Annotated in this window: 13 protein-coding genes and 2 pseudogenes; 14 read left to right on the forward strand and 1 reads right to left on the reverse strand. The window is 59.7% G+C overall.

Annotated elements, in window-relative coordinates; translation table 11 throughout:
- Positions 1–99: 99 nt before the first annotated feature.
- Positions 100–669, forward strand: a pseudogene (locus LDP01_RS23295) (aldehyde dehydrogenase family protein); the annotation flags it as partial.
- Here LDP01_RS23295 and LDP01_RS23885 read toward each other — a convergent pair.
- A pseudogene (locus LDP01_RS23885) lies at positions 571–825 on the reverse strand (hypothetical protein); the annotation flags it as partial. The pseudogenes LDP01_RS23295 and LDP01_RS23885 sit on opposite strands and share 99 nt — an antisense overlap.
- Here LDP01_RS23885 and LDP01_RS23300 point away from each other — a divergent pair.
- The 13 genes from LDP01_RS23300 (at position 710) to LDP01_RS02235 (ending at position 12,926) form a co-directional block, all read left to right on the forward strand.
- Positions 710–1,579 carry an aldehyde dehydrogenase family protein gene (locus LDP01_RS23300; protein ID WP_263433742.1) on the forward strand — a complete coding sequence of 290 codons (870 nt, stop codon included), beginning with the start codon at positions 710–712 and terminating at the stop codon, positions 1,577–1,579. The pseudogene LDP01_RS23885 and the gene LDP01_RS23300 sit on opposite strands and share 116 nt — an antisense overlap.
- The gene (locus LDP01_RS02180) at positions 1,576–2,364 is read left to right on the forward strand and encodes a 2-keto-4-pentenoate hydratase (RefSeq protein WP_224089919.1); all 789 of its coding nucleotides are present in this window, start codon (positions 1,576–1,578) and stop codon (positions 2,362–2,364) included. The genes LDP01_RS23300 and LDP01_RS02180 overlap by 4 nt, the downstream gene beginning before the upstream one ends.
- Positions 2,361–2,822: a RidA family protein gene (locus tag LDP01_RS02185; RefSeq protein ID WP_224089920.1), complete on the forward strand. Its 462-nt coding sequence runs from the start codon at positions 2,361–2,363 to the stop codon at positions 2,820–2,822. The genes LDP01_RS02180 and LDP01_RS02185 overlap by 4 nt, the downstream gene beginning before the upstream one ends.
- Positions 2,819–3,364 (forward strand): 3-hydroxyanthranilate 3,4-dioxygenase, encoded by a 546-nt coding sequence (locus tag LDP01_RS02190; RefSeq protein WP_224089921.1) that lies wholly within the window; start codon positions 2,819–2,821, stop codon positions 3,362–3,364. The genes LDP01_RS02185 and LDP01_RS02190 overlap by 4 nt, the downstream gene beginning before the upstream one ends.
- 39 nt (positions 3,365–3,403) lie before the next feature.
- Positions 3,404–4,459 (forward strand): amidohydrolase family protein, encoded by a 1,056-nt coding sequence (locus LDP01_RS02195; RefSeq protein ID WP_224089922.1) that lies wholly within the window; start codon positions 3,404–3,406, stop codon positions 4,457–4,459.
- 70 nt (positions 4,460–4,529) lie between these two features.
- Positions 4,530–5,879: an MFS transporter gene (locus LDP01_RS02200; RefSeq protein ID WP_091466909.1), complete on the forward strand. Its 1,350-nt coding sequence runs from the start codon at positions 4,530–4,532 to the stop codon at positions 5,877–5,879.
- 75 nt (positions 5,880–5,954) lie between these two features.
- Entirely contained in the window at positions 5,955–7,097 is a 1,143-nt protein-coding gene (locus tag LDP01_RS02205; RefSeq protein WP_224089923.1) for a thiolase family protein, read from the forward strand.
- Complete coding sequence (locus LDP01_RS02210; RefSeq protein ID WP_224089924.1) at positions 7,094–7,393, forward strand: zinc ribbon domain-containing protein; 300 nt, start codon at positions 7,094–7,096, stop codon at positions 7,391–7,393. The genes LDP01_RS02205 and LDP01_RS02210 overlap by 4 nt, the downstream gene beginning before the upstream one ends.
- A gap of 13 nt (positions 7,394–7,406) precedes the next feature.
- Entirely contained in the window at positions 7,407–9,023 is a 1,617-nt protein-coding gene (locus tag LDP01_RS02215) for an ATP-dependent acyl-CoA ligase (protein ID WP_224089925.1), read from the forward strand.
- Positions 9,024–9,041: 18 nt separating this feature from the next.
- Complete coding sequence (locus tag LDP01_RS02220) at positions 9,042–9,914, forward strand: 2-keto-4-pentenoate hydratase (RefSeq protein ID WP_224089926.1); 873 nt, start codon at positions 9,042–9,044, stop codon at positions 9,912–9,914.
- 39 nt (positions 9,915–9,953) lie between these two features.
- On the forward strand, positions 9,954–10,910 hold the full coding sequence (locus tag LDP01_RS02225; RefSeq protein WP_224089927.1) for an acetaldehyde dehydrogenase (acetylating): 957 nt from the start codon (positions 9,954–9,956) through the stop codon (positions 10,908–10,910).
- Entirely contained in the window at positions 10,907–11,941 is a 1,035-nt protein-coding gene (gene dmpG / locus LDP01_RS02230) for a 4-hydroxy-2-oxovalerate aldolase (RefSeq protein ID WP_224089928.1), read from the forward strand. Before LDP01_RS02225 ends, dmpG begins: the two co-directional genes overlap by 4 nt.
- 19 nt (positions 11,942–11,960) lie before the next feature.
- Complete coding sequence (locus LDP01_RS02235; RefSeq protein ID WP_224089929.1) at positions 11,961–12,926, forward strand: quinone oxidoreductase family protein; 966 nt, start codon at positions 11,961–11,963, stop codon at positions 12,924–12,926.
- Positions 12,927–13,941 lie beyond the last annotated feature (1,015 nt).

Below are 13,941 nucleotides of genomic sequence, written 5' to 3' on the forward strand. Positions count from 1 at the left end.
GGACATGGCTTGCACCCGAAAAGGCATTCGACGGACATGGTTTGCGTCCAGCAGACTGGTGATACAACCCACACCGACGAACCGGGAGAAGCACCCATCATGGCGATTCCTACTCTGCGAAACTTCGTCGGCGGAGCCTTCCTCGACGCCGCCGACAAGACTTTTGAAAAGATCAGCCCCGTCGATGGCAGCGTTGTCGCCCACGTTGCCGAGGCCGACCGCGGCACTATTGACATGGCGGTTAAGGCCGGTCGGAGCGCACTGCAAGGCCGCTGGGGGAGTTCCACAGTCAATGAACGCGCAGCCCTGCTGCGGCGTATCGCGGATCGCATCGAAGCACGATTCGACGATCTGCTCGCCGCCGAAATCGCCGATACCGGCAAACCGGAAGCACTTGCCAGGGACCTCGACGTAGCCCGTGCAGCAGCCAACTTCCGCGCGTTTGCAGACATCATCGCCGCCGAAGGCCTGGACTCCTTCCTCACCGAACTTCCCGACGGCCGACGGGCCCTGAACTACGCTTTGCGCCGGCCGCTGGGCGTAGTCGCCGTAGTAGTGCCGTGGAACCTGCCTCTGTTGCTGTTGACCTGGAAAGTGGCTCCCGCAATCGCCTGCGGCAACGTGGTGATCGTCAAGCCATCGGAGGAAACGCCGTCGTCCGCGACCCTCCTGGCTGAGATCATGGCCGAGGGCCGGCGTACCCGATGGTGTGTTCAACCTGGTCCACGGCTTTGGTCCAGGATCGGCTGGCGAATTCCTCACCACGCATGAAGGCATCGACGGAATCACCTTTACAGGGGAGTCGTCCACAGGTTCGGCCATCATGCACGCGGCGGCGTCCAACGTCCGCCCGGTCTCTTTTGAACTCGGCGGTAAGAATGCTGCACTTGTTTTCGCAGACGCGGACCTCGAAGCTGCTGTGGACGGGCTCACCCGGTCAATCTTCACCAACACCGGGCAAGTCTGCCTCTGCACCGAGCGGGTCTACATCCAGCGTCCCATCTTTGACGATGTCGTAGCTGGACTTTCTGAGCGCGCCAGAGGCCTGACGCTCGGTCAGCCCATGGATCCCCGGACCACCACCGGACCACTGATCTCCCTTACTCACAGGCAAAAAGTTCTCTCATACCTCGAACGCGCTAAGCAGCTAGGCGGTGAGGCAATTGTGGGCGGTGGGATCCCCAATCTGGGCCACGAACTCAGCGGTGGCGCTTGGATTGAACCGACACTCTGGACCGGGCTCAGCCACGACGCACCCGTGATGCGCGAAGAAGTCTTCGGCCCCGTCGCGGGCCTGATTCCCTTCGACGACGAGGAAGAGGCCGTGCGCCTGGCCAACGACACAAAGTACGGCCTGGCTGCTTCTGTTTGGACCACCAATCTGGAGAGAGGACACCGGGTTGCTGGCCGCATGAACACCGGAATTACATGGGTCAACACCTGGTTCCTACGCGACCTGCGCTCACCCTTCGGCGGAGCCGGTCTGTCCGGTATCGGCCGCGAAGGCGGAACCCACTCCCTCCACTTTTACACCCAACCCACCAACGTGTGCGTAAACCTGAGCGAGGCAACACGATGACCGCAACCCACCCAGCCCCACCAATCAGCGAGATAGCGCGCAGACTCGATCAGGCCGAACGTAAAGGTATCGCCATAAATCAATTCGGCGACGTGCTGTCGCTTGACGCTGCCTATGAGGTACAGACCGAATTGCGGGACCTTCGCTTGGCGCGGGGAGAGCACCTTACGGGCGCGAAGCTGGGGTTCACCAGTGAGGCGAAGATGGCGCAGATGGGCGTGAAGGAAGTAATCGTTGGATTCCTCACCTCGACCATGGAAGTGCACAACGGCGACCGGCTTCGGCTTGACGGGTCCGTTCACCCACGCGTTGAACCCGAAGTCGCCTTCCGCTTCGGCCAGGCCGTCCCGCCAGATGCATCGGAGGAGCAGATCATTGCAAGCGTGGACGCAGTGGCACCCGCGCTTGAGATCATCGATTCGCGCTATCTCAACTTCTCGTTCAGTCTCGCTGACGTCGTTGCTGACAATACCTCGGCCAGTCGCTACGTCCTGGGCGAGTGGGCTACCTTTACGGACGATCTTGCCGGCCGGACGGTAACACTGCTTGTCGACGGATCCATCACCGAAACGGGGACCACTTCGGCTATCCTCGGTGACCCCCTGAACGCACTGCGGGAGTTTGCCCGGATGTACCGCCGCCACGGAGCCGGCCTCCCGGCCGGTGCAGTACTGCTGGCAGGCGCAGCTACTGCTGCCGTTCCGCTCTCACCAGGGTCCACCATCACGGCCATCGTCGCCGGCATCGGCAGCGTTGAACTGGAGACGGCAGGAGCTGACGCATGAGCGGGGCAAAACTTGTAGGGGACATGGCAAAGCCCCGTGGCCGCTTTCCCCACGTCAAGACTGCCGGTGACGTGATCTACGTTTCCGGGACAAGCAGCAGACGACCGGACAACACCTTCGTTGGTGTTGAAGCAGACGAACTGGGCACCACGAACCTCGACATTCGTGCGCAGACCCAAGCGGTCATCGAGAACATTGGACGCATTCTCCAGAGCGTCGGCGCCTCTCTCGACGACGTCGTTCAAGTCACTGCTTTCCTCGTCAACATGAATGACTTTGGCGGCTACAACGAAGTGTACGGACAGTATTTCGACGAGCACGGGCCGGCCCGCACCACCGTCGCTGTCCATCAACTTCCACATCCACACCTTCTCATCGAAATCCAGGCGATAGCCCACAGGAGGCAACCGCCGACAACACCAACACAACAACTGGAACAACAAGGAGCAGGACAATGACCACAAGCACCAACAAAACAAGCATCCTTCCCGTTTTCAACTTCCAGCAGTGGCTGGCCGAAAACGAGGCCTCACTGAAGCCGCCGGTAAACAACAAAGCAATGTGGACCCAGGTCGATGACTTCATCGTCCAGGTGGTCGGCGGCCCGAACCAGCGCACAGATTTCCACGTCGATCCCTACGAGGAGTGGTTCTACCAAGTAAAGGGCAACATGCATGTCAACGTCGTCACCGACGAAGGCATCAAGAGGGTAGACGTCCGGGAGGGCGAGATGTGGCTGCTCTCGGGCAACATCCCCCACTCACCCCAGCGACCCGAAGCCGGGTCCATCGGCATCGTGATCGAGCGCATCCGGGAGGAAGGAACCACGGAGAAGTTCCAGTGGTACTGCCTTGAGTGTTCCGACCTCATTCACGAGGTCGAACTCCAGGTCCGGGACATCGTGGAAGACCTGCCGCCCGTATTCGAGAAGTTCTACGCCAGCGACGCTTCCGCGCGCACGTGCAAGAACTGCGGGGCTGTCCACCCCGGCCGGGGCTAAGCAACCCCTCCGGAAAACGCATCTAAGGAAAAGATCCCTGTGACCAACCTTTCACCAACCATCGACATCCACACCCACTACGTGCCGAACGGGTGGCCCGACCTTGCCCAGGAAACTGGCGCAAACGGGCCTTGGCCGTGGCTTCGCAGCGATTCGGAACGGGAAGCGATGCTCATGCTGGGCTCCGCTGAATTCCGGCCCCTCCGCTCTAACGCCTGGGCCGCCGAAGAGCGGCTCGCCGCCATGGATGCGGACGGTGTGGACGTACAGGTTGTCTCACCTACCCCAGTGTTCTTCTCCTACGCCCGCGATCCAAAAGAAGCGGTCAAAGTGAGCCGGATCTTCAATGATCTGGCGTTGGAGGTCTGTGATCCAGCACCCCAACGCCTCATCCCTTTCTGCCAGGTGCCGCTGCAGGACACGGATGCTGCGTGCCGTGAACTTGACCGGTCACTGGAGAACGGCCACGTAGGCGTTGAAATCGGCAACCACGTGGGCGACCGTGACCTGGACGATGAAGGCATCATCACCTTCCTGCAACACTGCGCAGACCGGAATGCCGCCGTTTTTGTGCACCCTTGGGACATGCCCACTTCACCCCGGCTCGATCGATGGATGGCACGCTGGTTAGTGGGCATGCCCGGGGAAACACACTTGTCCATACTGTCGCTCATCCTCGGAGGGGGCTTCGACAGACTGCCCGCCCACCTACGCCTGTGCTTTGCACATGGAGGTGGCTCCTTTCCCTACTGGGTAGGGCGCATGGACAATGCCTGGCACCAGCGTCCGGACCTCATCGCCACATCCGAGTTCCCACCATCTCACTACCTGAACCGGTTCAGCGTGGACTCAGTAGTTTTCAATGACGCCTCCTTGCGGCTACTTACCGACGTCATGGGAAGCGAGCACATCATGCTGGGATCCGATTTCCCCTACCCCTTGGGCGAAAGGCCCGCGGGAAACCTCATCAGAAAGTCTGCCTTCTTGACTCAAGAACAACAGAGTCAAATCCTGAGCAGTAACGCACAAAAATTTCTCGGGATGGACGTCGACGCTGACGTCCGGACCTTCAACGAAACACCGGCCAGTGCTTGATGGCTGACCCGAAGGATCCCCGCTGTCGTGGATCTTCGCCCCTAACCCCCCTTTTTCCCAGGAGACGCTCATGTCACAAAAAGCCCCAGGCGCCAGCGACGCCAAAAGCCATGGAATTAAGCGCTATATCGTTGCATCCCTCATCGGGAATTCGCTCGAATGGTACGACTTCTTCCTCTACGCGACGGCGGCTGCCATCGTATTCGGAAAACTGTTCTTCCCGGCCGGCACTGACCCGCTTGTTGGTACTTTGGGAGCCTTCGTAGGCTTCGCGGTTGGGTTCGCTGCCCGTCCTTTTGGCGGGATTCTCTTCGGTCACATCGGTGATCGGGTGAGCCGGAAAACGGCCCTGGTGTTGACCCTGACCATCATGGGTATCGCCACCTTCCTGATGGGCCTGCTGCCCACGTACCAGCAGGTAGGCATCTGGGCCCCCATATTGCTGGTCGTTCTGCGCGTTCTCCAAGGCATCGCTGCCGGCGGTGAGTGGGGCGGCGGCGTTCTGATCATCAGCGAAAACTCATCGGATAAGCGCCGCGGCTTGTTTTCGGCCTTCAGCCAGGGCGGCGTTACCCTCGGATTTGTCCTCGCCTCGGCAGCTTTCTATCTCGCCCAGCTACTTCCAGAGGAACAATTCCTGGCGTGGGGCTGGCGCTTGCCGTTCCTCTTGAGCATCCTGTTGTTCGGCGTGGGAATGTACATCCGGTTCCGCTTGCCGGAGACCAAAGAATTCGAACAGGTCAAGAACGACGGCGAACGGGCGGCGTTGCCGGTACTGGCGGCACTGCGGACACACCCCAAGGAAATCCTGGTCGCCATGGGTCTCCGGATGGCAGAAAACGGTGGCTCCTATCTGCTGCTGTCATTCTCCCTTGTTTACGGTGTGCATGTGGGAGTCGAACGGGGAACGCTGCTGTTGGGCGTCATGCTCTCGATGCTGTTTGCGTTCTGCACCATCATTTTCTTTGGGCATCTATCCGACAAGATCGGCCGCCGAAAAGTCTACGCAATTGGGGCCACCGCACTGGCACTCATGGCCTTCCCCTTCTTCTGGCTCATCGACTCGAACTCGCCAGGCCTTATTGTTCTCGCCTACTTCATCGGAAACGGAATTTGCCACGCCGCGATGATCGGGGCCCAGCCCGCCTTCTTCCACGAACTGTTCAGCCCCGAAGTCCGCTATTCAGGAATGGCACTGGGCCACGAAGTAGCAGCTGTTTTTGCCGGCGGACTGGCACCATTCATCGCTACCGCACTCCTGCTGACCTACAACAGCTCAACGCCGGTTGCCCTGTACGCGATCGGCCTAGCTGCCATCACACTGATTGCGTTGGCCTTTTCCAGGAACGTGGGCCAGCACCGAACATCCCCTACGGATACCCAGAAGCACATCGACGACATTAGAGTCGGCCGCCGCTAGCCTCGTCCATTCCCGGTGGAGCCCCCACTGTGGCACTCCGTGGGCTCCACCCAACTGAACAGAAGAGAACCAGACATGGCAGTATCCATCATCGGCGCCGGCGAATCTCCGTACACGCGGCATCCACAACCGGGGACCACAACATCGGGCACACTCGTTGACGCGGTGAGCCGCGCGCTCAAAGATGCCGGGCTTCCCCCCAACGACGTCGACGGTTTCGCAGTATCAAGCTTTACCTTGGACCCAGACCACGCTATCGACCTCGCATGGAGGATGGGTCTGAAGCTGACGTGGCTCATGCAAGATACCAACGGTGGTGCCAGCGCCGGGAACATGCTGCAGCACGCAGTCCACGCCATCGAAGCGGGCGATGCCTCGGTTGTTGTACTCGCTGCGGGCGATCTCATGGACCATGGTGCCTTCGCCAACCTCGTTGCGAAGTACAACCGGGCCACGGCTGACCATTTGACCCCGTTGCCGATGTCAGGTCCCAACGCGCTTTTTGCCATGCTGACTACCCGCCAGATGGAGAAGTTTGGTCTGACTCGGGAGGACTATGGACGCATTGCCGTGGCCCAGCGGCAGTGGGCGGCCCTGAACCCAGGGGCGGTCTATCGAGCGCCCCTGACGCTTGAGCAGTACCTCGATGCACCGATGGTCGCAACGCCCCTGGGCCGATTTGACTGTGTACCCCCCGTTACCGGTGCCGATGCGATTGTGCTGGTTGCAGATGAAAGAGCAAGTGGGCGCCGCCGGGCGAGAGTTCTTTCAACCACTGCGTCCTATAATTCGGACCACCAGAAGGGTGACGGTCTGGTCACCGGTCTGCGGATGTGCGCACCGTTGGCGTGGGAGAGGGCAGGTGTCTCTCCGCAGGATATGGATGTCATTAGTGTCTACGACGACTATCCCGCCATGGTCGTCGCGCAGCTCGCGGACATGGGAGCAATTATTGATGGCGCGGACATCCCGGACTTTATCCGGGCCCGGATTCAATCCAGGGAACTCGCCCTCAACACTTCAGGAGGGCAGCTCTCCGCCGGTCAGGCGGGATCAGCTGGCGGAATGCATGGCCTGGTGGAGGCCACACGGCAGTTGCGGGGTCAAGGAGGAGACAGGCAGGTGCAAGCGAGACTTGCCGCAGTAAGCGGGTACGGCATGGTGTTGTACCGCTACGGCGCCTGCGCAAACATGACAGTGTTGGAGGCCGCCGAATGAGTGCCGTATTCCAAAGATGCGCCAATTGCCGGGCTGCCTACTTCCCGTTCCGGCTCATCTGCTCCAACTGCTCCGACACCTCCTTCATCGAAGATGACATCGATTTTGGAGTGGTTGAAAATGTCACACTGCTCTCCAACGGGCAGCAAACAGCCACCATCGTCTGCCCGGAGGACCTTCAATTCATTGCCCGGATTCTTGGGGGGACAGCCAGGGCGGGCGACCGTATCAGCCTCACCAATACGGACAGCCAAGAGACGGCCCTGGCTGGCTACGTACCTTTCCAGAGATATTAAATTTAGGAGAACCATGTCCGAAGATACCTACCGTGCAGGTTCAGGTGCCGCCTCCATGACGGTTCCCGGCCTGTTGATGGACCGGGCACAAGAACACCCGGACGCGCCGCTTTTGCGCTGCGGTTCCGTTAGACGCGATGGTCGGCAAATGCTCGAAGCTGTGGCCTTGGCCGGGGGAGTGCTGTTGAAGCACGATATTCGCCCGGGTGATCGTGTCGCACTGATGTCCAGCAACCGCATCGAACTTCTTGATCTCATCCTGGGGTGCGCATGGGTGGGAGCAATTGCTGTTCCCATCAATACGGCCGCACGAGGAGAGCAGCTTCATCACATCCTTGCCAATTCCGAGTCATCACTCCTTGTTACGGAGTCGGCGCTGCTTGAACATGTGGATAGGCTCCCGGACCTTCCTGCATTGCGCCAGATTTGGCTGTTTGATGAGGCAGCTTCAGCGCTTGATAGTCGCTACCCTGTCACAGGCTTGCCCGAGACAACATCCACTGCTGAGCCTGCGCCCGTACTACCCGGGGACACGGCAGCGATCCTTTACACATCCGGTACCACCGGAGTGTCCAAAGGCGTTCAATGCCCGCATGGGCAGTTTTACTGGTGGGGCGTAAATGTCTCTCGTCAGCTTGAAATCACAGAGGCAGACGTTCTGTACACCTGTTTGCCGCTTTTCCATACAAACGCCCTGAACGCGTTCAGCCAGGCATTGGTCAGCGGTGCCGAATACGTCCTGGGACCCCGATTCTCGGCCTCGCGGTTCTGGTCGGATGTTCACAGCGCAGGCGCGACATTCACGTATCTGCTCGGCGCCATGGTGAGCATCCTCGCCAGCAAACCACCTACTCCACTGGACCGGGCGCACGGAGTGGTCGCCGCGCTCGCGCCGGCAACACCTGCCGGGTTGTTGGCATCTTTCCGCGATCGGTTCGGGATCACCCTGATGGACGGCTACGGTTCAACTGAAACCAACTCAATCGTGGCCTCCAGCCGTAGCGAGCAAAGGCCCGGCTACATGGGAAGAGTGCAGCCCGGTTTCAGTGCCCGTGTCGTCGACGAGCACGGGTTGGAAGTTCCCGCCGGACAACCAGGTGAGCTGCTGCTGCGCAGCGACCAACCCCATGCCTTCGCCACTGGCTACTATCGGATGCCCGAAGCCACCGTCGCGGCTTGGAAGGACCTCTGGTTCCATACGGGGGACCGCGTCGTGGTGGAAGCAGACGGCTGGATGCGGTTCGTGGACAGGATCAAGGACGTCATCCGCCGCAGGGGCGAGAACATTTCCTCAGCCGAAGTAGAACACGTCCTTCTCGAACACCCTTTGATCAGCGAAGCCGCAGTCTACGCCGTGGACTCCGAACTCGGTGAAGACGAAGTCATGGCTGCAATCATCACCAAGGAATCCCTGGAGTTCAGCGACATCGAAGCCTTTTGCGAGCCTCGGCTTGCGAAGTACGCGATCCCGCGCTTCATACGCATCGTTCAGGACCTCCCGAAAACCGAAAACGGCAAAGTGCGGAAGACCGTGCTGAGAGAAGAGGGCACTGCAGCAGCCCAATGGGACAGGGAATCGCAGCCGCACAAGCTATCCACGCCGGCATTGAGCCCCACGGGCCATAGATAAGCCAGTCGAGGACCGTCCATGGAACCTCCAGCTGCCAACAACGACAAACCGGCAAGTCTTCACGCGCTGATAGGAACAACAATGCATATAACCACCAAGACCGGACAGCGGCGGGAAGAGGTCCTGCAGGGCTTCGCCCAAGAGCTGCTTACCGCCACAGTTACCCGAGCCCCTGTGCCACCCTTGCGTGATCGGCTGGCCGCCATGACCATCCAGGATGCGTACGAGGTTCAGGCCGATCAATTGAAGCAACACCAGGCAGCCGGTCGGATCCTCGCCGGAAGGAAAGTCGGCTTGACCTCCCAAGCCATGCAAGCACAACTTGGCGTCGACTCGCCCGACTTCGGTTTCTTCTTCGAAGACATGGTCCATCACGACGGAGCACAAATCCCCAGCGACAGTTTCATCTCTCCAAAAGTTGAGCCAGAATTCGGCTTCCTGCTCAAAGACGCACTTCAGGGCCCCGGCGTCACCTACCAGCAAGCAGTTGATGCCGTGGAAGCCGTCTACCCTGCGATCGAAATCATCGATTCACGCATCGCTGACTGGAATATCCGATTGGTGGACACCGTGGCGGACAATGCTTCCTGCGGCGCCATCGCAGTCGGCCGAACGCCGCTGGATATCCGCGTCGACGAACTCAAACAGGTCGAATGCACCCTGCGCATTGACGACCATCCGGTGGAAACCGGTACTGGCCAGGCTGTCATGGGTGACCCGATCCTGGCGCTGGTTTGGTTGGCCAACATTTTGGGAGAACAAGGCGTTGCCTTGGAAGCCGGACACCTTGTCCTCCCGGGATCATTCACCAAGGCCCTTCCGGTGGTTGCTGACAGCAGCGCGACCGCAGACTTCGGCGACCTTGGATCCCTGACAATCCACTTCACCTAGCCCACGCATAACAACGGCTACCAATCAAAGGAAACCCACATGGCCAAGAAGACCGCCGCAATTGTCGGTTCAGGCAACATCGGGACCGACTTGATGTTCAAGATCATGCGTCGCTCGAAAAACGTCGAAGTCAAATACATGATCGGCATCGACCCCAACTCTGACGGCCTTGCCCGCGCAGCCCGCCTCGGCGTGACAGTCTCTTCAGAAGGCGTCGAGTGGCTGCTGGCGCAGGAGGACAAACCGGACTTCGTGTTCGAATGTACTTCCGCTAAAGCCCACGCCGCGAATGCCCCGAAGTACCGAGAGGCGGGCATCCGGGCCATCGACCTCACCCCTGCCGCGGTGGGTCCTTACGTCGCTCCGGTAGTCAATTTGGAATCCATCACCGACACCATGAACGTCAACATGATTACCTGCGCCGGCCAGGCGACGACGCCGATCGTCGCCGCGATCTCGTCAGTAGTCCCAGTGGATTACGCGGAAATCGTGGCATCCATAGCATCGAAGTCTGCCGGCCCTGGCACACGGGCCAACGTCGATGAGTTCACTGAAACTACCGCAGAGGCGCTCCAGCTCGTCGGTGGTGCCAAGCAAGGCAAGGCAATCATCATCATCAACCCTGTAGAACCGCCCATGATCATGAGGAACACCATCTACTGCGCCATACCGGCAGAAGCGGCCGAACCGGGTCCAACCCAGGAGCGGATCCGGGCTGCGATCAACGAGGCTGTCGAAAAAACACGCGAATACGTTCCCGGATACGAACTGCGAATCGAACCACAGTTCGATAGCGCCCGCGACGACTGGAACGGCGCCGGAAGAGTCGGCGTGTGGGTCCAGGTCAAAGGTGCCGCCGACTACCTTCCCGAATATGCCGGCAACCTGGACATTATCACCGCGGCAGCAACCCGCACTGCAGACTTGCTTGCCGAGAAAATGGACGAGTCTGAGCTCGTCACAGCCTCCACCGAGAACACCAGGAGCCAATCATGACCACTACCGAAAACAGCGGTTCCAGCATCCGCCTGACAGATACCACCCTGCGTGATGGTTCCCACGCAATGAGTCACCGATTCACCGAAGCGCACGTAAGAAGCGTAGTGCGGGCCCTCGACGATGCCCACGTCGAAGTGATCGAAGTGACCCACGGAGACGGCCTGGGTGGCTCGTCCTTCAACTACGGGTTTTCCCTGACGCCGGAACTGCAACTCATCAAGGCCGCCGTCGATGAAGCCAAACGCGCCAGGATAGCCGTGCTCATGCTTCCGGGCCTCGGCACCATTCACGACCTCAACCAGGCATACGACGTCGGCGCAACAGTTGCGCGGATCGCGACCCACTGCACCGAAGCAGACATCTCCACGCAACACTTCTCCCACGCACGGGATTTAGGCATGGAAACCGTAGGGTTCCTCATGCTCTCCCATCGCGCCAGCCCTGAGGAACTCGCCAAGCAAGCCCGCATTATGGCGGATTCCGGATGTCAGTGTGTCTACGTCGTCGACTCTGCCGGTGCCCTAATTCTTGAAGATGTCGCGGATCGGGTCGCGGCCCTGGTGACCGAACTCGGTGCCGATGCGCAGGTAGGGTTCCACGGCCACCAAAACCTGAGCTTCGGCGTCGCCAATTCCGTCTTCGCTGTACGCGCCGGTGCGCGGCAGATCGACGGCACTCTTGTTGCCCTGGGAGCAGGGGCAGGCAATTCGCCCACGGAAGTACTTGCTGCAGCATTCGACCGGCTCAATATCTCGACGGGCGTAGACACCCAGGGTCTCATGGCCGCAGCGGAAGACATTGTGAAACCCATTATTACCCGCATGCCCGTCATGGACCGTGCTTCAATCATGCAAGGCTACGCCGGGGTCTATTCCTCATTCCTCATCCATGCAGAGCGGGCAGCAGAACGCTACGGAGTGCCGGCCTGGCAGATCCTCCAGGAAGTGGGCAAAGCCGGCTATGTAGGGGGACAGGAAGACATGATCGTCGACGTGGCATTGAACCTACAGGCGGCCGAAACCAACTGAAACTCACACCAAGGACGCTATGCCACACGCAATCGTTGCCACCCGCGCCGGCGGACCCGAAGTATTGAACTATCTAGCGGTTCCACGTCCTGTTCCTCAGCGGGGGCAGTTGCTGGTGCGGGTGGCCGCTGCTGGGATTAACTTCAGAGACACCCTTGAACGCAGAGGCACGCGCAAGGCCCTTTTTCCTTACATACCCGGCACGGAAGCCTCAGGAACTGTCGTACAAGCAGCAGAAGGGACTGAAGGATTTAGCGAAGGCGATCGCATAGCCACGGCAGAGAGCGTCGGCTGCTACGCGGAATACGTCCTGGTCGACGCGGAAAGAGCTTTGCCAATACCTGATGACGTCGACGATGTCACCGCGGCCGCACTAACTTTCCAAGGGCTGACTGCCCACTACTTGATAAATTCCTCGTTTGCTGTCGGCGGCCACCACACGGCACTGGTCAACACAGGCGGAGACGAAATGGGCTTGCTCCTTATCCAACTGCTCAAGGCCAAGGGCGCCCGGGTCATAACTACTGCGCCGACGGACCAAAGGGAAGCCCTCGCTCTGCAAGCCGGAGCAGATCAAAACTTCCGTCGCGCCGACTTCAACACGGACGTCCGCAACCTTACCGATGGACGCGGGGTCGATGTCGTGTACGACTGCGTCGGTAGGGACACCTTTGCTGAATCAATTGCCTCGCTCACTGTTCGCGGCGCCTTGGTGTCGTTCGGCCAACGCTCGGGTCCTGTCCCTCCCGTCGATCTGCAAGGAACGATAGCCGCTAAGTCAATCACCCTGATGCAGCCATCCATGGCATCGTATTTACAAAATCCCGTCGAGCGGCGCTGGCGCTCCTCGGAGATCTTCACTGCTGCTGGGAGCAATGCACTCAAGGTCTTTGTAAGCGCACAATACCCCCTATCAGATGCGTGCCGCGCGCATCAGGAACTTGAAGAGGGCCGACTTCAAGGGAAAGGCATTCTCATACCCTAGTTATCGGTCCTTAACCACACCGGCAGTTCATCTAGTGCACCGAAAAGCCTCTGAACGATACACCGGCCTTGCATCCCTTGCTGCAAGGCCCATCGATAGCGCACGTCAATATGGAACCTGTAAGCCCCAGTGTGTTGAGGTGTTCTTTGCTCGGGCAGATGGAGATCGGCCGGCGTGCAATCTGTTCTACCTGCGGGAATGAGTCATGCCTCGGAGGCGTGTCGACCGAGCTAAAAAGAAAGTGTGGACGTTGTCCACACTTTCCACCTCGGACTGGCCCGTACAGCCGCCGAACCGGCCCGGATTCCGCATGTTTCCGCCGCTTCCCAGTGTTTGCAGGGCCCGGAATCTCGTTCGAGTCCCACCTCGGGCACGGCATACCCCCTCGTCAGAGGGCGTTTTTGCTTTAACGTGTGTACATTCTGGTTGGTCAGGTCCCTGTGACACTGGCCGCGGGGTGTGCCTGGCGCCGCGGTCGCCTGTTTGGTTGTGGGGGAGCGGGTTCAGGGTCGTGGCTGGTTGACCCTCCGCCTGATGGGGTGTGGGGTGATTGGGCCTCCTTTCTGACCCTTGTTGGTGGCCGTTGTTGGCCTCACTTATTCATGTCCCGGCGTTGTGGAAGGACATGACTAGAAGGAAATCTCTTGAGGAAATTGCTCCCCGTCTCCGTCTTCCTGTTGCCGGGAAGGGAGTGCTGAGGGCCAAATATCAGCACAAAGGGGTGTGGACAGTGTCCACGCGTGGCTGCTGAACCAAAAGCAGGTTCTGCACAATGTGCAAAACCTGGGCGTCTGGGATTGGTGGACACGAAGGCCAGTGCATGGCTGCCTTCGTTCCCTGGCCCGAGCAGGACAACGCGCAGGACGGGGGTTTGGCTGCCGAAGGCTTCGGCTGCTTCTGAAGAGATGGACTCCCCGTAGACTTCGGCGCCGGCCGTGCCGCTGGTGACAATTCTGGCGAGCTACGGTTGCCGACCTTCCACCACTAGGAAATGCCCGACGGTGGTTCCGGATAG

This window comes from Arthrobacter sp. StoSoilB13 (genome assembly GCF_019977255.1).
GTDB lineage: Bacteria > Actinomycetota > Actinomycetes > Actinomycetales > Micrococcaceae > Arthrobacter.